17 protein-coding genes are annotated in these 18,391 nt (G+C 61.3%); 9 read left to right on the top strand and 8 right to left on the bottom strand.

The window, feature by feature from the left end:
• Positions 1–134: 134 nt before the first annotated feature.
• The 3 genes from CLV74_RS01690 to CLV74_RS01680 all read left to right on the top strand — a co-directional run bounded on the left by CLV74_RS01690 (position 135) and on the right by CLV74_RS01680 (position 3,339).
• On the top strand, positions 135–1,991 hold the full coding sequence (locus CLV74_RS01690) for an ABC-F family ATP-binding cassette domain-containing protein (protein ID WP_106262468.1): 1,857 nt from the start codon (positions 135–137) through the stop codon (positions 1,989–1,991).
• Between the two features lie 76 nt (positions 1,992–2,067).
• On the top strand, positions 2,068–2,697 hold the full coding sequence (locus CLV74_RS01685) for a MarC family protein (RefSeq protein WP_106262467.1): 630 nt from the start codon (positions 2,068–2,070) through the stop codon (positions 2,695–2,697).
• Positions 2,698–2,748: 51 nt separating this feature from the next.
• Positions 2,749–3,339: a retropepsin-like aspartic protease family protein gene (locus tag CLV74_RS01680; protein WP_245888420.1), complete on the top strand. Its 591-nt coding sequence runs from the start codon at positions 2,749–2,751 to the stop codon at positions 3,337–3,339.
• Between the two features lie 5 nt (positions 3,340–3,344).
• Here CLV74_RS01680 and CLV74_RS01675 read toward each other — a convergent pair whose 3' ends face one another.
• A complete protein-coding gene (locus CLV74_RS01675; RefSeq protein ID WP_106262465.1) occupies positions 3,345–3,806 on the bottom strand; it encodes a DNA polymerase III subunit chi in 462 nt (153 codons plus the stop codon).
• Between the two features lie 5 nt (positions 3,807–3,811).
• Positions 3,812–5,281: a leucyl aminopeptidase gene (locus CLV74_RS01670; RefSeq protein ID WP_106262464.1), complete on the bottom strand. Its 1,470-nt coding sequence runs from the start codon at positions 5,279–5,281 to the stop codon at positions 3,812–3,814.
• A 119-nt stretch (positions 5,282–5,400) separates the two neighbouring features.
• Here CLV74_RS01670 and lptF point away from each other — a divergent pair, with 119 nt between their 5' ends.
• Genes lptF through rsmA form a run of 6 tightly spaced genes read left to right on the top strand, consistent with a single transcriptional unit; the run spans position 5,401 to position 12,799 of the window.
• Positions 5,401–6,528: an LPS export ABC transporter permease LptF gene (gene lptF, locus CLV74_RS01665; protein ID WP_245888419.1), complete on the top strand. Its 1,128-nt coding sequence runs from the start codon at positions 5,401–5,403 to the stop codon at positions 6,526–6,528.
• Positions 6,525–7,622, top strand: coding sequence for an LPS export ABC transporter permease LptG (gene lptG, locus CLV74_RS01660; RefSeq protein ID WP_106262462.1), 1,098 nt, complete (start codon positions 6,525–6,527; stop codon positions 7,620–7,622). Before lptF ends, lptG begins: the two co-directional genes overlap by 4 nt.
• A gap of 5 nt (positions 7,623–7,627) precedes the next feature.
• Complete coding sequence (locus tag CLV74_RS01655; protein WP_170107962.1) at positions 7,628–9,751, top strand: LPS-assembly protein LptD; 2,124 nt, start codon at positions 7,628–7,630, stop codon at positions 9,749–9,751.
• Positions 9,752–9,771: 20 nt separating this feature from the next.
• Positions 9,772–10,983: a peptidylprolyl isomerase gene (locus tag CLV74_RS01650; protein WP_106262460.1), complete on the top strand. Its 1,212-nt coding sequence runs from the start codon at positions 9,772–9,774 to the stop codon at positions 10,981–10,983.
• Complete coding sequence (gene pdxA, locus CLV74_RS01645) at positions 10,980–11,963, top strand: 4-hydroxythreonine-4-phosphate dehydrogenase PdxA (protein WP_106262459.1); 984 nt, start codon at positions 10,980–10,982, stop codon at positions 11,961–11,963. Before CLV74_RS01650 ends, pdxA begins: the two co-directional genes overlap by 4 nt.
• On the top strand, positions 11,960–12,799 hold the full coding sequence (gene rsmA, locus CLV74_RS01640) for a 16S rRNA (adenine(1518)-N(6)/adenine(1519)-N(6))-dimethyltransferase RsmA (protein WP_106262458.1): 840 nt from the start codon (positions 11,960–11,962) through the stop codon (positions 12,797–12,799). Before pdxA ends, rsmA begins: the two co-directional genes overlap by 4 nt.
• Before the next feature lie 71 nt (positions 12,800–12,870).
• Here the strand turns inward: rsmA and CLV74_RS01635 are convergent, their stop codons facing one another.
• The 6 genes from CLV74_RS01635 to CLV74_RS01610 all read right to left on the bottom strand — a co-directional run bounded on the left by CLV74_RS01635 (position 12,871) and on the right by CLV74_RS01610 (position 18,328).
• Positions 12,871–13,584, bottom strand: coding sequence for a DUF4167 domain-containing protein (locus CLV74_RS01635; protein WP_106262457.1), 714 nt, complete (start codon positions 13,582–13,584; stop codon positions 12,871–12,873).
• A gap of 214 nt (positions 13,585–13,798) precedes the next feature.
• Positions 13,799–14,632, bottom strand: a complete 834-nt coding sequence (gene prmC / locus CLV74_RS01630) for a peptide chain release factor N(5)-glutamine methyltransferase (protein WP_106262456.1) — start codon at positions 14,630–14,632, stop codon at positions 13,799–13,801.
• Positions 14,629–15,684: a peptide chain release factor 1 gene (gene prfA, locus CLV74_RS01625; protein ID WP_106262455.1), complete on the bottom strand. Its 1,056-nt coding sequence runs from the start codon at positions 15,682–15,684 to the stop codon at positions 14,629–14,631. The genes prmC and prfA overlap by 4 nt, the downstream gene beginning before the upstream one ends.
• A gap of 30 nt (positions 15,685–15,714) precedes the next feature.
• The gene (locus CLV74_RS01620; protein WP_245888418.1) at positions 15,715–16,146 is read right to left on the bottom strand and encodes a DUF1499 domain-containing protein; all 432 of its coding nucleotides are present in this window, start codon (positions 16,144–16,146) and stop codon (positions 15,715–15,717) included.
• A 31-nt stretch (positions 16,147–16,177) separates the two neighbouring features.
• Positions 16,178–17,146: an agmatinase gene (gene speB / locus CLV74_RS01615; protein ID WP_106262454.1), complete on the bottom strand. Its 969-nt coding sequence runs from the start codon at positions 17,144–17,146 to the stop codon at positions 16,178–16,180.
• 3 nt (positions 17,147–17,149) lie between these two features.
• Positions 17,150–18,328: a M20 aminoacylase family protein gene (locus CLV74_RS01610; RefSeq protein WP_106262453.1), complete on the bottom strand. Its 1,179-nt coding sequence runs from the start codon at positions 18,326–18,328 to the stop codon at positions 17,150–17,152.
• Between the last annotated feature and the right edge of the window lie 63 nt (positions 18,329–18,391).

Here is an 18,391-nt window from a genome sequence, read left to right as displayed (position 1 = left end):
CACGATAAACACGACGGGGAAAGATGGCTTTGAGGGCGTTAACATAGGCTTTGTCGCAATCTGGTGACAAACTTGGCGATGCGGGGCGCAACAGACCGCTTTTCGCGGACGAAAGGCTCTGATAAGCGCCTCTCATGCTCAAGATTTCCGATATCTCCTATTCGATCGAAGGCCGCCCCCTGTTTGAAGGGGCAAGCGCCACGATTCCCGATGGTCACAAAGTGGGTCTGGTAGGGCCGAACGGTACCGGCAAGACCACCCTCTTCCGCCTGATCCGCGGCGAGCTGACCTTGGACGGAGGGGAAATCAGCTTGCCTTCACGCGCCCGCATCGGCGGTGTCGCGCAAGAGGTCCCCGGCAGCGAGGTCAGCCTGATCGATACGGTTCTGGCCGCCGACACCGAGCGCGCCGAGTTGATGGCCGAGGCGGAAACCGCGACCGACGCCGCCCGCATCGCCGACATCCAGACCCGCCTTGCGGACATCGACGCCTGGAGCGCCGAAGGCCGCGCCAGCGCGATCCTGAAAGGTCTGGGCTTCGACGCCGAGGCGCAGCTGCGCCCCTGTTCGGCGTTCTCTGGCGGCTGGCGGATGCGCGTGGCTTTGGCGGCGGTGCTGTTTTCGGAACCCGATCTGTTGCTGTTGGACGAACCGACCAACTATCTGGACCTTGAAGGGGCCCTGTGGCTTGAAGATTATCTGGCCACCTACCCTCACACAGTCATCGTGATCAGCCACGACCGCGGCCTTCTGAACCGCGCCGTGACCGAAATCCTGCATCTGGAAGAGCGCCGCCTGACCCTTTACCAGGGGGGCTATGACCGTTTTGCCAAGACCCGCGCCGAACAGCGTGCAGTGCAGGCGGCAATGGCCAAAAAACAGGCCGCCCGCCGCGACCATCTGCAAAGCTTTGTGGACCGGTTCCGCGCCAAGGCGACCAAAGCCAAACAGGCGCAGGCCCGCCTGAAGATGATCGAGAAGATGGACCCGATCAGCGCCCCTGAAGAGGCGGCAAAGCGCGTCTTCAGCTTTCCCGAACCCGAAGAACTGTCGCCGCCCATCGTAAACATCGAAGGCGCCGAAGTGGGTTACGGGGACAAAGCAATCCTCAAGCGCCTGAACCTGCGCATCGATCAGGACGACCGCATTGCGCTTTTGGGTAAGAACGGCGAGGGGAAATCGACCCTGTCGAAACTGATCTCGGGCCGCCTGCAACCGATGGCGGGCCGGATGACCAGCTCGTCCAAGCTGCGGATCGGCTATTTCGCACAGCATCAGGTGGATGAGCTGTTCATTGATGAGACGCCCCTACAACACCTCCAGCGCCTGCGCCCAGAGGTCCACCAATCCAAGCTGCGTGCGCAGCTTGCAGGCTTTGGCCTTGGCGCAGATCAGGCCGAGACCGAAGTGGGCAAGCTTTCGGGTGGTCAGAAAGCACGTCTGTCACTGCTGCTGGCAACGCTGGACGCGCCCCATCTGCTGATCCTTGACGAACCGACCAACCACCTCGACATCGAAAGTCGTGAGGCACTGGTTGAGGCACTGACCGCCTATTCCGGCGCGGTGGTACTGGTCAGCCACGACATGCACCTGCTGTCGCTTGTCGCCGACCGCCTATGGCTGGTCAAAGACGGTCGCGTCACGCCCTATGAGGATGATCTTGAGGCCTACCGCAAACTACTGCTGACCTCAGACACCCCAGCACCCGCAAAGCCCAAAGCCGACGACAAGCCCAAGCGCCCCGGCAAAGAGGCGATGCAGGCCCTACGATCCGAGGTCCGCAAATGCGAGGATCGGGTAGAAAAGCTGCTTGAGATGCAGGGCAAGTTGGAAGAAAAGCTGGCCGATCCCGATCTATACGATCCGTCCCGCAAGGACGAAGCCCTTCAATGGCAAAAGAAAATGGCCGAAGTCGAAGAGGCACTGGCCCGCGCCGAAGGTCTGTGGGAAGCTGCCCTCGAAAAACTCGAAGAGGCCGAAAATCCGGCGTAAGGATTTTCGCCGAAAATCCTTTTGACAGAAAATTCTTCGGCGAAGAATTTTCCCCCGCCCCAAGACGGAGAGACGTGTGAGCATCGATTTCCTGATCACCGCCTTTTTCACCCTGTTCGTGATCATCGATCCGATCGGCCTGACACCGCTGTTCGTAGCGATGACGCAGGGCATGTCTGCCCGCCAGCGGCGCGCCATCGGGCTGCGCGCCTGTGTGGTGGCCGTTGGCATTCTCTGCGCGTTCTCGTTCTTTGGTGAGGCGCTGCTGGGGTTTGTGGGCATCTCGATGCACGCCTTCCGCATCGCAGGGGGCATTCTGCTGTTCCTGACCGCGCTGGACATGCTGTTCCAGCGCCGCACCAAGCGCCGTGCGGATCAGGCGGAAGAGGCCGAGGAAGAGCATGACCATCATGACCCTTCCGTCTTTCCGCTGGCCATCCCGCTGATTGCTGGCCCCGGATCGATTGCAACGATCATCCTGCTGACCGGCCAGACCGAAGGCATCATCGGCTTTCTGTCGGTGCTGGGGGTCATGCTCTGTGTGATCGGCATCATGCTGCTACTGTTCCTGACCGGCGGCGTGATCGAGCGCGCCTTGGGCCGCACAGGCATTGAGGTGGTCACGCGCCTTCTGGGGATGCTGCTGGCGGCTCTTTCGGTACAATTCGTGCTGGACGGCCTGAAAGGCTTTGGTCTGGCGGGGTGACATCGGCTCTCCCTGCCCCCATATCTTCGGAGAAGATATTTAGGAGAGCCCATGCCCGTAGACATGACCGGCGATGATCTGGCCAATCTGGCCTACCTTGTCCTACTTGGCAGCGCGCTGATCGCGATCATGCTGGTGCGGATGCGCGGCAGTATGGTGAAGGCACTACAGAACCTGACAGTCTGGGGACTGATCTTTGTGGGCATCGTTGCCGCTTACGGGGTCTGGGACGATATCAGGGGCGATCTGCCGATCCAGTCGGTATCCTCCGAAGCCGGACAGATCATTCTGCCTCGTGCGCGGGACGGGCACTATTACCTGACCGCCGACGTGAATGGCACGGCCACCCGCTTTGTCGTGGACACTGGTGCCACGGACATTGTGCTGACCCAAGAGGCCGCCCGCGCTGCGGGCATCGATGTGGACGGGCTACAGTATTTCGGTCGCGCTTTAACCGCGAACGGTGAGGTCTCGACCGCCCGCGTGGTGCTGGACAGCATCGACATCGACGGCATTCAGGATCGCAAAGTGACCGCGTCCGTCAACGGCGGGCAACTGCGGGAATCGCTTTTGGGGATGCGCTATCTTCAGCGGTTCGAGAAGATCGAGATCACCGGAAATCGCCTGATCCTGACCCGTTAAGCCGCTTATTTCTCGGCCTTTTTCTGCCAGCCGCCGCCTTCTTGGCTCCAATACTGGGCCGAGCAGCCGTTGTCTGTCAGTGCCTTCCACTGGCCCCGCGCGTGGGTCAGTTGGTCATGGTCATTGCCGTCAAAGATGATGCAGACCCGTTCCAGCCCGTTGACTTCATCAACACTCACATCGGCAGCGTCTACTGCCATCAGGCATTGGGCGTCATTGGGAACGCCCGCACCGGTCGTCAACAGGATCGGTTGGCGGGCGTCATGTTCGCCGCCCGCCATTCCGTGGGGTAAAAAGTCTTCGGGACGCCCGCGCTGCCAGAGCCTCTGATCCAGATGCTCCAGCATGGGCGCCCGCGTGCCGCGCACTGTCACCCGCCAGCCGTTCTGCAAGGAACGGGACAGCAGCATCGGCAGGGCCTCATCAAGGCTCTGCCGTGTCAGGTGGTAGAAATACGCGGCACCCATTTTGATCAGCCCTCGTAGCCGTCGCGCACCAGACGATCCAGCGCCATCACGCCCCAGCCGCTGGCCCCTTTGGGGTGCAGAGCAGCCTCGGCGCGGCTGGCAACGCCTGCGATATCCAGATGGATCCAGGGCATGTCGTCCTTGATAAAGCACTTCAGGAACTGGGCTGCGGTGATCGAGCCTGCGGGGCGGCCACCGGTGTTCTTGATGTCGGCAATCGCGGATTTGATCAGCTCGTGATAGGCGGGACCGATGGGCATGCGCCATGCGCCTTCATTCTCGGATTTGGCGGCCTTGAGGAAGGCATCGCAGAACCCGTCGTCGTTGCTGAACACGCCCGCGTTCTCATGCCCCAGACCGATGATGATCGCGCCGGTCAGGGTCGCAAGGTTGATCACGCCTTTGGGGCTGAAACGGTCCTGTGTGTACCAAAGCGCATCGGCCAGAACCAAGCGGCCTTCGGCGTCGGTGTTGATGACCTCAATCGTGTCACCTTTCATCGAGGTCACAACGTCGCCGGGGCGGGTTGCGTTCCCACTGGGCATGTTCTCGACCAGCCCGACAACGCCAACCACGTTGGCAGCGGCTTTACGCAGTGCCAGCGTTTTCATCACGCCAGCCACGACGCCCGCGCCGCCCATGTCCATGGTCATGTCTTCCATGCCTTGCGCAGGCTTCAAGCTAATGCCGCCGGTGTCAAAGACCACGCCCTTGCCGACCAGAGCCAGCGGCGCGTCACCGTCCTTGCCACCTTTCCACTGCATCACAACCAGCTTGGACGGGCTGACAGAACCCTGCCCCACGCACAGCAGCGAGCCCATGCCAAGCTTTTCCATGTCCGCTTCTTCCAGCACCTCAACTTCGACACCCAGATCACTCAGGGCCTGTAGGCGAGCGGCGAATTCGGTGGTGGTCAGCACGTTGGCAGGCTCGGACACCAGATCGCGGGTGAAGAACACGCCTTCGGCGACGGCCGCCTTGGGGGCGAATTCGGCCTGAGCCGCCTCAACGTCCGAGGCCATTACGGTGACACCTTTGGGGGCTGCACCCTGATCGGCAGATTTGTGATCGGTGAAAGCATAGGCGCGCAGAACCGCACCCAGCGCCACATCGGTCAGGGATTTCAAACGCGGACACGCGATGGTCAGAGCGCCTTTACCTTTCAGCTTGGCCAGCGCGGCACCTGCCTTGCGGGCCACATCCTGATCGGCGCGGCGGTCCAACTTGACCACATCCACCGCTTTGGCGGCCATACCTTGGGGATAGGCAAGGCTGACAATCTCGCCTGCTTTGCGGTCTTTCCAGCCTTCGTCATCCAAGACCCGCTGAACTGCGCCACGGGTCAAACGGTTCACTCGTTTGGCCAGCACGTCCATTCCTCCATCGTCACCGACGAACAAAGCAATACGGCCTTCCAGCGTGGCCAGAGCGTCCGCATCAACGGCAATGAAATCTACGGTGACAGGTTGCGTCATGTTGTACCTCCTTGGTTGTTCTTAGACCTAGTACGCCTGACCTGTATTTGCCAGATAGCAGTTTGCACCCGCCGGGCTTTCCGCTAGGGTCCGCGCCAACAAGAACACCGGGGACAGACGTGGGACGTACAGATCGCTATATGCTGTCGCAGCTGATGGTGCTGTTTGGCTTTTTCGCGTTGGTGCTGGTCAGTATCTACTGGATCAACCGCGCTGTTGTGCTGTTCGACACTATCATTGGCGACGGCCAGAGCATCGGTGTGTTTCTGGAAATGTCCATGCTGACCCTTCCCGGTGTTATGGGCATGGTGATGCCGCTGGCGGCCTTTGCAGCGGCCGTGCAGGTGACCAACCGTCTTTCCAATGAAAGCGAACTGGTCGTGATGCAGGCTACCGGCTTTAGCCCTTGGCGGATCGCGCGGCCTGTTCTGGTCTTCGGAATGCTGGTGGCCCTTTTGGGCGCTTTGCTGACCAACTTCCTGATTCCCAGCGCGGCCCAGACCCTTGCCCTGCGCGAACAGGAAATCTCGGAAAACCTGACGGCCAAGCTGTTGAAAGAAGGCGAGTTTTTGCACCCCACCGATGGCGTGACCTTCTTCATTCGCAATATTTCAGACCAAGGCGAATTGCAGGACGTGTTCCTGTCCGACAACCGCAACACCGAGGCCCGCCAGACCTATATGTCGCGCACGGCCTACCTGACACGCTCGGACGATGGTCGGACACGTATGGTGATGGTGGACGGCATGTCCCAACGCCTGACCCGCGACGACCAGAGCCTGTCAGTGACCTATTTTCAGGACTTCACCTATGATATCAGTGACTTACTGAACACAAGCAAGGTGATTTCCCCCAATCGTAAGCACATGTCCACCGCCGCCTTGCTGCTGGCCACCGATGAGATGGCCACGCTGGCCCGCGATTCCCGTGGCGAGATTCTGGAAGAGGCGCATAAGCGTCTGAACGACCCGATCTTATGCGTGGTTGCGGCGCTGCTTGGCTTCTCGGCCCTACTGGCAGGCGGATTTTCGCGCTTTGGATCGGGCTCTTACATCATGCTGGCAGTGCTGCTGATCATCGTGATCATGATGGTGCAAAGTGCGGTCAAAGACCCGGTGCGGGACAACGCCGCGCTTTGGCCGCTGACCTATTTACCCTCGGTCGTCGGATTCGGGATGGTGCTGGTGCTGCTGATGGTGGCCGCCGGATATTTCCGCCGCAAACCCAAGACAGAGGCGACAGTATGATCCTGCACCTCTACTTTGCCCGCCGTTTCCTGAAAGCCTTCGGCGCGACCTTCGGGGTCTTTTTCGCCCTGACCTTCCTGCTGAATCTGGTGGAAGAGATCGGGCGCTTTGGCCCCGATGTCCTGAGCTTTGCGGGCGCGATCGAACTGACCCTGCTAAGCGTGCCGCGCAGCCTTTACCAGATCACCCCGCTGATCATGATTCTGGCGACGCTGATCCTCTACCTTGGCCTTGCGCGCAGCTCTGAGATGGTGGTGACGCGGGCCTCTGGGCGCTCGGCCATGCGGGCGCTGATTTCGCCATTCACGGCCTCGCTTCTGGTGGGTGCACTGCTGGTGGGGGTCTTCAATCCCATCGTGGCCAGCACATCAAAGCGCTATGAGGTACTCAAATCCACCTATAAAGCGGGCGAGTTCAGCGTCTTCTCGATCAGTGACGAAGGTCTGTGGCTGCGTCAGGGGGACCAGACCGGTCAGACGGTGATCCGCGCCACGACCGCCTCGGCGGATGGCAGCATTCTGCGGAATGTGACCTTCATCAGTCTGGACGACGTGGGCAACCCGACCCAGCGGATCGAGGCCCGTCAGGCCACGCTGGAACAGAACCGCTGGGTGCTGACAAAAGCGAAAGTCTGGCCGCTGGCACGTGGCCAGAACCCCGAAGACAACGCGCAGTTGATGGACCGGATCACGGTGCAAACAGACCTGACACGTCAAGGCATCGCGGACACGTTTGGTGATCCGCTGGTGGTGCCGGTCTGGCAACTGCCCGCCTATATCGCCGATCTGGAACGCGCGGGCTTTTCGGGCCGCCGCCACGCGGTCTGGTTCTACATGGAGCTATCGCGCCCCCTGTTTCTGGCGGCGATGGTTCTGGTGGGCGCGGCCTTTACCATGCGCCACACTCGCTTTGGCCGGACAGGGTTGATGGTTCTGATGGCGGTCTTGATGGCTTTCGGGCTGTACTTCATGCGCAACTTCGCGCAGATCCTTGGCGAAAACGGCCAACTGCCACTACAACTGGCCATATGGGCGCCACTGGTCGCGGCGATGTTATTACCGCTGGGGCTGATCCTGCATCTTGAGGACGGATAATGCGATTGAACGGGTTTATGAAAGGCGCGGTGCTGGCGGCACTGTTGTCCTCAACAGCGGCGCTAGCACAGACCAGCGAAGACGCCCCCGTTTACCTGATCGCGGACGAGGTATTTCTGGACGGCGAAGACCTTTTGGTCGCCACCGGCAACGTCGAAGCGATGCAAGGGGAACGCCGCCTGACCGCCTCGAAGATCACCTATGACCAGATCACGGACACGCTGACCATCGAAGGGCCCCTGCGCATCACCGATGAGAACGGCGATGTGCTGGTCGCGGATTCGGCAGAACTGACCGATGAGATGCGCGAAGGCATCCTGCAAGGGGCCCGCGTCGTACTGGACCAGCAGCTCCAGATTGCCGCCGCCGAGATGGGCCGCAGTCAGGGACGCTATCGCCAGATGTCCAAGGCCAGCGTGACCTCGTGCAAGGTCTGCGACGATGGCCGCGCGCCCCTGTGGCAGATCCGCGCCCGCCGCGTCATTCACGACACGGAAGAAAAGCAGATCTACTTTGAAGACGCGACCCTACGCTTCCTGAACGTACCGGTCTTTTACGCGCCCAAGATGCGCCTGCCCGACCCAACGGTGAAACGGGCGCGGGGCTTTTTGATTCCCGAACTGGTATCGTCCTCGACCCTAGGGACCGGCGTACGCACACCGTATTTCCTGCCCTTGGGCGAGCATGCGGATATCACCGCGACGCCCTATCTGTCGGCTGAAACCACGACGCTGGAACTGCGCTTCCGCCAGAAATTCCGCCGTGGCGAGATCGAAGTAAACGCCGCAGGATCGCGTGACACGTTGCGACCGGAAGAATTCCGCAGCTATCTGTTTGCCGAAGGTAGTTTTTATCTACCGGAAGATTTCCGACTGTCATTCGACGTCGAGACTGTGTCCGATGACGCCTATCTGATCGACTACGATTATTCGACCAAGGACCGGCTTGATAGCTCGGTCACCCTGTCGCGCCACAAGTACAACAGCGCCTTTGAGGTCTCGGGCACCTTGTTCGAGACTCTGCGCTCGTTCGAGACGAACGCCACTCAGGCCAGCCGTCTGGGGCAATTCAGCTATGAACACCGCCTGTTCCCCAAAGCCGTTGGCGGTGAGGTCCGCCTAGGTGTTGAGGCCCATGAACACACCCGCGAAAGCGATGAGGATGTCGTGGGGCGCGACGTGCAGCGCGTCACAGCCAATGCCGATTGGCGGCGCAGCTGGGTCTTCGGGCCAGGTTTTGATTTCCAGAGCATGGCGGGCGTGACCGCTGGCCATTTCGATCTGGATGACGACAGCACCCTGACTCAGGCCGAGGATTATACGATCCCCTACGCTGCTGCGACCCTGCGCTGGCCGCTGCAAGGGCGCGGCCCCGATGGCAGTTCGCAGATCCTAGAGCCGATCATCCAGATCGCTTGGTCTGATGCCAGCAGCTTCAACGTTCCCAACGATGAAAGCACGCGGGTTGAGTTTGACTGGGGCAACCTGTTCTCGATGAACCGCTTCCCTGCCCCCGATCAGGCCGAAGATGGCCTGCGCGCCAACATCGGTGCCCAATGGACCCAACTGGGACAGGATGGCACCTATTCCCGTCTGGCCCTTGGCCGCGTCATCCGGCAAGAGCGCGAAGACCGGTTCAGCGAAACCTCGGGCCTCAGCGGGCTGGAGTCCGATTGGCTGTTCGAGGCTAGCGTTGGCAAACTGGACGGCCCTCTGCTGAGCGCCCGTAGCCTGTTGGACGACAAGCTGCGACTGGCCAAGGCCGAGGCGCAGTTGAACTGGGCTTTCCCCCGCGGGACTTTCAATGCCACCTATCTGTGGCTGACCGAGGATTCCGCCGAAGACCGCGACAGTCCGGTGTCCGAATGGACCTTTGCCACCGCTTACAAGTTGACCGACACATGGACCGGCAACCTGAGCTGGCGCTATGATCTTGAAAATGATCGCAGTACCCGCGCCGCCATGGGGCTGGTCTATGAAAATGAATGCCTTAACGTACAGCTTTCGACCTCGCGTCGATTTACGGATTCCGATAACTTTGACCCGACCAGCAATTTCGAAGTGATCGTCTCGCTTCTTGGCTTTAGTGCCGGACGGGCCGGTGCCGTCCGCCAGTCGTGTAAAACCTGACCCCGAACCTGCGAGGGACTATGCGCAAAATTCTTCTTCTGTCCGCGACCCTTCTGGCCCTGACGCCTGCACTGGCGCCTGCGCAGGGACTGTTTTCGCCTGCAATTACGGTGAACGGCGATTCCATCACCCCCTATGAATTGGGCCAGCGGGAAACCCTGCTGCGCGCCTTCGGCACGCCCGGCAATCTGTCTTCGCTAGCTGAACAGCAGCTGATCGAGGACCGCCTCAAAGTGCAGGCGGGCCGCGCGATGGGCATCACCATCACCGAAGAGGATATCGCAGGCGGGATCACCGAACTGGCAGGCCGCGCCAACATGACGGGCGAAGAGTTCGTCGCGAACCTTGGCGGAGACGGCGTCGATAGCGAAACGATCCGCAATTTCATCGTGCCCGGTCTGGTCTGGCGCGAGGTTGTCCGTGGCCGCTTTGCCGCCAACGCCAGCGTCAGCGAAGCCGAGATTGACCGCGCTCTATCTCTGGCAGGGACCGGCGGCGGTCTGCGTGTCCTTCTGTCCGAAATCATCCTGCCTGCCCGCCCCGAAGTCCCGGGCGAGGTCGATCAGGCCCAAGCACTGGCCGCGCGCATCACCAAGGTGCGTTCGGCGGGGGCGTTCTCGGAATTTGCCAGCAACTATTCGGCCACGCCCTCGCGTGAGGTTGGGGGACGTCTGCCTTGGACCCCGCTTAACCAGTTGCCGCCGATCCTGCATCCCATCGTGATGGGGCTGGCCACCAACGAAGTGAGCGAGCCGATCGAAATCCCGAACGGCATCGCCCTGTTCCAGCTGCGCGGTCTGGAAGAGACCACAGCCCTGACCCCCGAATATGCCGCGATCGAATATGCGCAGTTCTACCTGCCCGGCGGCCGCACCACTGAAAATCTGGCCGAGGCTGCCCGTATCAGCGGCACCACCGACACCTGCGATGATCTCTATGGCGTCGCCAAAGGTATGGACCCTGCGCGTCTGGAGCGCACCACCCTGCCGCCCGCACAAATTCCCAACGACATCGGGATCGAACTGGCCAAACTGGACGCAGGCGAAACCTCGGTCGCGTTGACCCGTGGCGACAATCTGGTTCTGCTGATGATGTGTGGCCGTACCGCCGCAATCAGCGAAGATGTGAACCGCGATGAGGTGGCGGCGCAGCTGCGCAACCAGCGTTTGGGCTCTTACGCGGACAGCTATCTGGGCCAGCTGGAATCCGACGCTCGGATCGAGCGGAAATGACCACGGCACCGATTGCCCTGACCTGTGGCGAGCCCGCAGGCGTCGGTCCTGAAATCGCAGTGCGCGCTTGGGAGACCCTCGGCGCGCGCTTGCCGTTTTTCTATCTGGGTGATCCGGCGCATCTGCCTGCTGGCACCGAGATTGCCGAGATTGCCGATCCCGCAGAGGCCGTGGCCGCCAGTGCAACCGCTCTGCCAGTCCTGCGCCACGATTTCCCCGCCCCTGCGGTCCCTGCCAAACCCGATGCGGCCAACGCCCAAGGGGTAATCGACGTGATCGCCCGCGCGGTGGATCTGGTGCAAAAGGGCGCGGCCAGTGCGGTCTGCACCCTGCCCATCAACAAGCATGTGCTGCAATCGGGCGCGGGCTTTGCCTATCCGGGTCACACGGAATATCTGGCCGCACTGGCGGGGGTGGACCGCGTGGTGATGATGCTAGCCTCGCCCTTGTTGCGCGTGGTTCCAACCACCATCCACATCGCCCTGTCTGACGTGAAGGCCGCGCTGACGCCGGAACTGCTGGAAAAGACCTTGTGGATTACCCACAATGCGCTGATCCGCGATTTCGGCATCGCAGCCCCGCGCATCGCTGTGGCGGGCCTGAACCCCCACGCGGGCGAGAATGGCGCCATGGGCCGCGAAGAGCTGGAGATGATCATTCCCCTGTGCGAACGTCTGCGTGGCGAGGGATTGGACCTGATCGGTCCCATGTCCGCCGACACCATGTTCCACCCCGCCGCCCGCGCCCGCTATGACGCGGCGGTCTGCATGTATCACGATCAGGCGCTGATCCCGATCAAGACGCTGGCCTTTGATGACGGTGTGAACGTCACCCTTGGCCTGCCTTTCATCCGCACCTCTCCCGATCACGGGACGGCTTTTGACATCGCCGGCACCGGCCGCGCCAACCCTTCCAGCACCATCGCGGCGCTGGAAATGGCGCAGACTATGGCCCTTGCCCGCAATGGGACAACCTCATGACTGCTATCGACAACCTGCCTCCCCTTCGTGAGGTGATCGCCACCCACGGGCTGCAAGCCCGCAAGTCCCTTGGCCAGAACTTCCTGCTGGACCTGAACCTGACCGCAAAGATTGCACGACAGGCAGGGGATCTGACCCAATGCGACGTGCTGGAAATCGGCCCCGGCCCCGGTGGCCTGACCCGTGGCCTTCTGTCTGAAGGGGCGCGCCGCGTTCTGGCGATCGAGAAAGACAGCCGCTGTCTGCCCGCGCTGGCCGAGGTCTCGGCCGCCTATGATGGTCGCCTGACAGTGATCGAGGGCGACGCGCTGGAAATTGACCCGCTGGCCCATCTGAGCCCGCCCATCCGCGTGGCGGCCAACCTGCCCTACAACGTCGGGACCGAGCTGCTGGTGCGCTGGCTGACCCCCAAGGAGTGGCCCCCCTTCTGGGAAAGCCTGACCCTGATGTTCCAGAAAGAAGTGGCGGAACGCATCGTCGCCACACCGGGCAGCAAGGCCTATGGACGCTTGGCGATTCTGGCCCAATGGCGGGCCGATGCGCGGATCGTCATTCACCTGCCGCCGGGGGCCTTTACGCCGCCGCCTAAGGTCTCGTCCGCTGTGGTCCATCTGACCGCCCTGCCCGAGCCGCGCTATCCTGCCGATGCCGCAACGCTCAGCCGCGTGGTCGCCGCCGCGTTCAACCAGCGCCGCAAGATGCTGCGGGCCTCGCTGAAAGGCGTGGCACCGGACATCGAAGACCGCCTGCTGGCGGCTGGCATCCAGCCCACAGAACGGGCCGAGCAAGTCAGCCTTGAGGCCTTCTGCGCCTTGGCCCGCGAAGTCGCAAAGTAACCCCGCAAACGAAAAAAAGCCTCTGCAATCGCAGAGGCTTTTTCAGTCACGAGGTAATACCGGAGAGGCGCTTATTCAGCGGCCTCGTTACCGGCGGGTGCGGGTGCGGTCTCGGCCTGAGTGGTAGCCGCGCCCCCGTCTTCGCCCTTCTTGGCACGGGGCTTTCGGGTCGAAGTGCGCTTGGGCTTGGGCTTATCGCCGCCCTCGCTGTTGCCATCCGCTGCCTTTTCAGTGCGGGGCTTACGCGGTGCGCGCTTGGGTTTGGGTGCAGCAGCCGCCGCGGGCTGCTCGGGTGCGTCCGACGGCTGGCTGTCGCCAGAGCGGCTTTCCGGTGTTTCCACCAAACCGCTGTCATCGTCGTTGTTGCTATCCGCCGCGTCCGAAACCTGAGCCGAAGTCTCTTCAGCCTCAGCGCCGTTGTCTTCGTCTGCGGGTTTCGATGCGTCACGCTCTTGCTGACGCTCTGCGCGTTCGCGGTCTTTTTCGGCCTGACGCTCGCGCATTTCACGCTCTTGCTGCTCACGGCGCGAGTCGATTTCGCGCTGCGCTTCACCCAGCATCCGCAGGTAATGCTCTGCGTGCTGTTGGAAGTTTTCGGCAGCGACCCGGTCGTTGCTCAGTTGGGCATCACGGGCAAGCTGATTGTATTTGTCGATGATCTGCTGGGGGGTGCCGCGCACCTTGCCTTCCGGCCCCGAGCTGTCAAAGACTCGGTTAACAATGTTGCCCACCGAGCGGTTGTTGCGGTTCGATTTGGACCGCGACCGTGACTTGGATGATCTCATAGGTTTAGCTGTCCAGCCTTGTTGGCCTAAGGTGCTTCGCGAGCGTACCGCAGTGATTTGCAGCAATCCGGAAGCGCGATTTTTGTGGCATGGCGTCACCGGGGCTGTATGAGAGCGCCCACATGCGACAGGTTCTGACTAACCATTTTGCTGCACAGGTTGCAAGAGGTTAGCGTTGGATTATGGCAATCATATACCTAAAAACCGCCCGTTTCTATCGGATTATGGCGCGAACGACACGATCTTTGGCGTTCAGGTCCTGAATCACCTGCACATTCGCGAAGCCGGCCTCTGCAAAAATCTGCGCAACTGCGTCACCTTGTCTGTGCCCGATCTCAACCATCAGGTGCCCGCCTTGGATCAAATGCTGCTTGGCCCCTTCGGCAATGACGCGATACGGCGCGGTTCCGTCAGCGCCGGGACTAAGGGCCATCATCGGCTCATATAGGCGCACTTCGGGGGCAAGACCTGGAATTTCATCCGCATCAATATAGGGCGGGTTCGACACGATCAGGTCAAAGCGCCCCTCAGGCACAGCACTGAACCAGTCCGAGGTGACAAAGCTGGTGCGGTCTGTCAGTTGCAGGCTTTCGGCATTCTGCTGCGCAACGCTCAGGGCAGCCTCTGACATATCCGCACCGATACCCGTCGCCCCCACACGTTCGGCCAGAAGGGTCAGCAGGATACAGCCCGAGCCTGTCCCCAAATCCAGAACGCGGGCAAAGGGCACCGACAGCGCCTGTTCGATCAGGGTTTCCGTATCGGGGCGCGGGTCCAGCACATCGCCGGTCACCACAAAGCGCCGCCCATAGAAATCGCGTCCGCCTACCAGATGGCTGACCGGCGCGCGCTGCGCCCGTTTGACGATCAGCTCCTCAAACCGAGCCGCTGCGACTGCGTCAATCGGATCATGCATCGCCAGAACCAACCGCGACGGATCGATTCCGGCTGCAAAAGCCAACAGCCGCCGTGCGTCCCCAGCGGGATCTTCAATCCCTGCAGCGCGCAACGCGGCCAGCGCCTGTTGCAGTGCCTCAGCGCCGGTCATCCGTCCAGCTCGGCCAGCAACGTGGCCTGATGGTCAGCAATCAGGGCGTCGATCACTTCGTTCAGATCACCCTGCATGATCTGATCCAGCTTGTAGAGAGTCAGGTTGATCCGGTGATCGGTCATCCGCCCCTGCGGAAAGTTATAGGTCCGGATGCGTTCGCTGCGATCTCCGCTGCCCACTTGGCTTTTGCGGTTGGCGGCGCGTTCGCTGTCCATCCGCTGACGCTCAAGGTCAAAGAGGCGCGTTTTCAGAACCTGCATGGCGATGGCGCGGTTCTGGTGTTGGGACTTTTCCGAACTGGTCACCACGATCCCACTGGGAATGTGGGTGATCCGCACCGCCGAGTCGGTGGTGTTAACGTGCTGACCGCCTGCGCCAGAGCTGCGCATGGTGTCGATCCGGATGTCGGCGGGGTCGATGTGGATGTCCACGTCCTCGGCCTCGGGCAGCACCGCCACCGTCGCCGCCGAGGTATGTATCCGCCCGCCGCTTTCGGTGGTCGGCACCCGTTGGACACGGTGCACGCCAGATTCGAACTTCAGACGGGCAAAGACCCCCTCGCCTTTGACGTTGGCCACGACTTCCTTGATGCCGCCAAGCTCGGTTTGGGTCAGCTCCAGAATCTCGAACTTCCAACCCTGCGCTTCGGCATGGCGCTGGTACATGCGCAGCAGATCGCCTGCGAACAGGCCCGCCTCGTCCCCGCCGGTGCCGGGACGGATTTCGATGATCGCGGGACGGTCATCGGCCGCATCGCGGGGCAGCAAAGCCAGACGCATGCGGTGTTCCATGTCAGGCAAACGCGCCTTGAGAACGGGCAACTCTTCTTCGGCAAGTTCACGCATGTCGGGATCGGACAGCATCACCTGCGCCTCGGCCATATCGGCCAAAAGCTGGCGATAGTCATTGATCTCTGCGACCACGGGTTTCAGCGCCGCATATTCGCGGGACAGTTGTGCGATCTCATCCGAGAAGTCGCCCCCCGAAAGCTTGGCTTCCAGAAATTCGTAGCGCTGGCGGATCTGTTCAAGTTTTTCTATCGGAACCATGCGCCTACGTTTCCCAACTGGCGCCTATCGTCAAGAGGCGCCGGCATCGGGCAGTTGCGAAATCCAGCCATCCAGACGTGCCGCGTTCACCCCGAAATCGGATTTCCCGAAACGCAGGCGTGCGAACATCACCACACGCTCGCCCGTGGCTGTAATGGTGGTGTAATCGGGAAACCCCCAAAAGGCCGAGCGGGTGACATAGGTTACGCTACCCTCTTCCACACTGCCCGCAAGGCGGGTGGTGCGCGATGTGGCCATCGCGATCCGGTCCAGTTGCGACAGCAGCGACGCCGAATTCGTAGAGGCCAATACGCGGACGGCAGCCCCTTCGCGGGTCTCATCCTTAGTAAAGCTGACACGCCCGTGCCACCGCGCAACGTCCGAGGGTGCAAGACGCACCCACGCCATCAACCCGACAACACCCAGCAACACCAACAATAAGACGACAGCCAAAGCCTTCATGGGGGTCCTTTCCAGCGTTTACCCTGTTTACTTAGGTGCTGGTGCGGCGGGTCCAAGCCCAAAGGCACAGAATTTCCATCGCCACATGCGCCCCTGCAATGGCAGTTGCGCCGGTGGTGTCGAACGGGGGCGAAACCTCAACCACGTCACCGCCAACGATGTTGATGCCTGCAATATCCCGCAGGATGATCGAGGCCTGCCCGCTGGTCAGGCCGCCCCAGACCGGCGTGCCGGTACCGGGGGCGAAAGCTGGGTCCAGACAGTCAATGTCAAACGTCAGGTATGTCTGGTTATCCCCCAGAATTTCTTTAATTTTCTTGGCGACGGCTACGGGGCCGGTCTCATGGACTTCGCGGGCGTCGATTGTGGGAACGCCAAGGTTGTCGTCGTTCACCGTGCGGATGCCCACCTGCACGCTGCGCTTGGGGTCGATCAGACCTTCTTTCACGGCCTTGTAGAACATTGTGCCGTGGTCGATCCGGTCGAAATCATCGTCGGCCCAAGTGTCCGAATGCGCGTCGAAATGCAGCAGCGAGAGGGGGCCGTATTTCTCGGCATAAGCCCGCAGGATCGGGAAGCTGATATAGTGATCGCCGCCCAACGTTATGCTGGCCGCGCCCGCGTCCAGAATACCCTTGATATGGCTGGTCAAGCGCCCCGGAAAGCTGGGGGTATGGGCATAGTCAAAGGCCAGATCGCCATAGTCCACCACGGTGAATTCCGAGAGCGGATCAAAGCCCCAGCCATAGGGCGGATCATATGGCTGCAGGGTGCTTGCCTCGCGGATCGCGCGCGGGCCAAGTCGGGTGCCGGTGCGGTTGGTCACGGCCTGATCAAAGGGCACGCCGGTGATGGCCACATCCACGCCGGTCAGGTCCTTGGTGTAGTTCCGGCGCAGGAAAGATGTCGCGCCGCCAAAGGCGTTCTCATAGCGCAGACCACGGCGGTCCTCATGGGTGAACGCGGTATCAACCTGCTTTTTTGCGTCTTCCAGAGCCATCTCTTAGACCTCCTCAAAGTCATTCTGCGGTTGGGCCAGTTCGACCAGACGGGCGAAAAAGCTGGCACCAATGGGGGCGATCTCATCGTTGAAATCAAAGGCGGGGTGGTGACAGACGGGTCCTTCCCCCTGCCCCAAAAACAGATAGGCACCGGGGCGGGCCTGTAGCATGTAGGCGAAATCCTCGGCCCCCATTTCGCGATCGACATTCGCGTCCACCTTATCAGCACCCACCACTTCGCGGGCGACCTGCGCGGCAAAGGCTGTCTGCTGCGCATCGTTCACGGTGGGCGGGTAATCGCGGAAATAGGTCAGATCAGCGGTGACTCCGTAGGCCATGGCTTGGCCCTCAACGATGGCCTTCAGGCGACCCTCGACCATGTCCTGCACTGCGGGATCAAAGCTGCGGACCGTGCCGTTGATATAGGCGCTGTCGGGGATGATATTCTCGGCGCTGCCCGTGTGGATCTGGGTGACCGAGATCACCAGATCGTCCAGCGCATGGTGGTTGCGGCTGACGATGGTCTGGATCGCCTGCACAATGCCGCAAGCGGCTACAACGGGATCAACGCAACTATGGGGCTGCGCGGCGTGGCCGCCTTTGCCCTTCACATTAATGCTAAAGGTATCCACTGCGGCCATAATGGGACCGGGGGTGGTGACGATTTCGCCCACAGGAAGGTTCGGCGCATTGTGCATCGCAAACACACGGGCGATGTCAAAGCGATCCATGATCCCCTCATCCACCATCACGCCTGCACCGCCGCCATCCTCTTCGGCGGGCTGGAAGATCAGCGCCGCGCGGCCCGAGAATTTGCGCGTCTCGGCCAGATAGCGGGCAGCCCCCAGCAGCATGGTGGTGTGGCCGTCGTGACCGCAGGCGTGCATGGCGCCTTCGACCTTGCTGGCATATTCCGCGCCCGTCGCCTCTTTGATCGGCAGAGCGTCCATGTCGGCGCGCAGGCCGATGGTCGGGCCACTGCCTTGACCGTTGATGATCGCAACAACGCCGGTTTGGGCAATGCCTTCGTGGATTTCGTCGACGCCAAATTCCTTCAGCTTTTCAACAACGAAAGCCGCCGTCTTGACGCAACCAAACCCCAGTTCCGGCATCTGGTGCAAATGGCGTCGCCATGCCGTCATCTCGGCGGCATAATCTGCGATGCGGTTTACCACGGCCATGACTGGACTCCTTCGGCGTTGGGCGGCACGGTGGCACCAAATCCGAAACTGATGGAACACGCA

The sequence above is a fragment of the Donghicola tyrosinivorans genome (assembly GCF_003003355.1).
In the GTDB taxonomy this organism is placed as follows: Bacteria; Pseudomonadota; Alphaproteobacteria; order Rhodobacterales; family Rhodobacteraceae; genus Donghicola; species Donghicola tyrosinivorans.
This window is presented reverse-complemented; position numbering and strand designations above follow the sequence as displayed.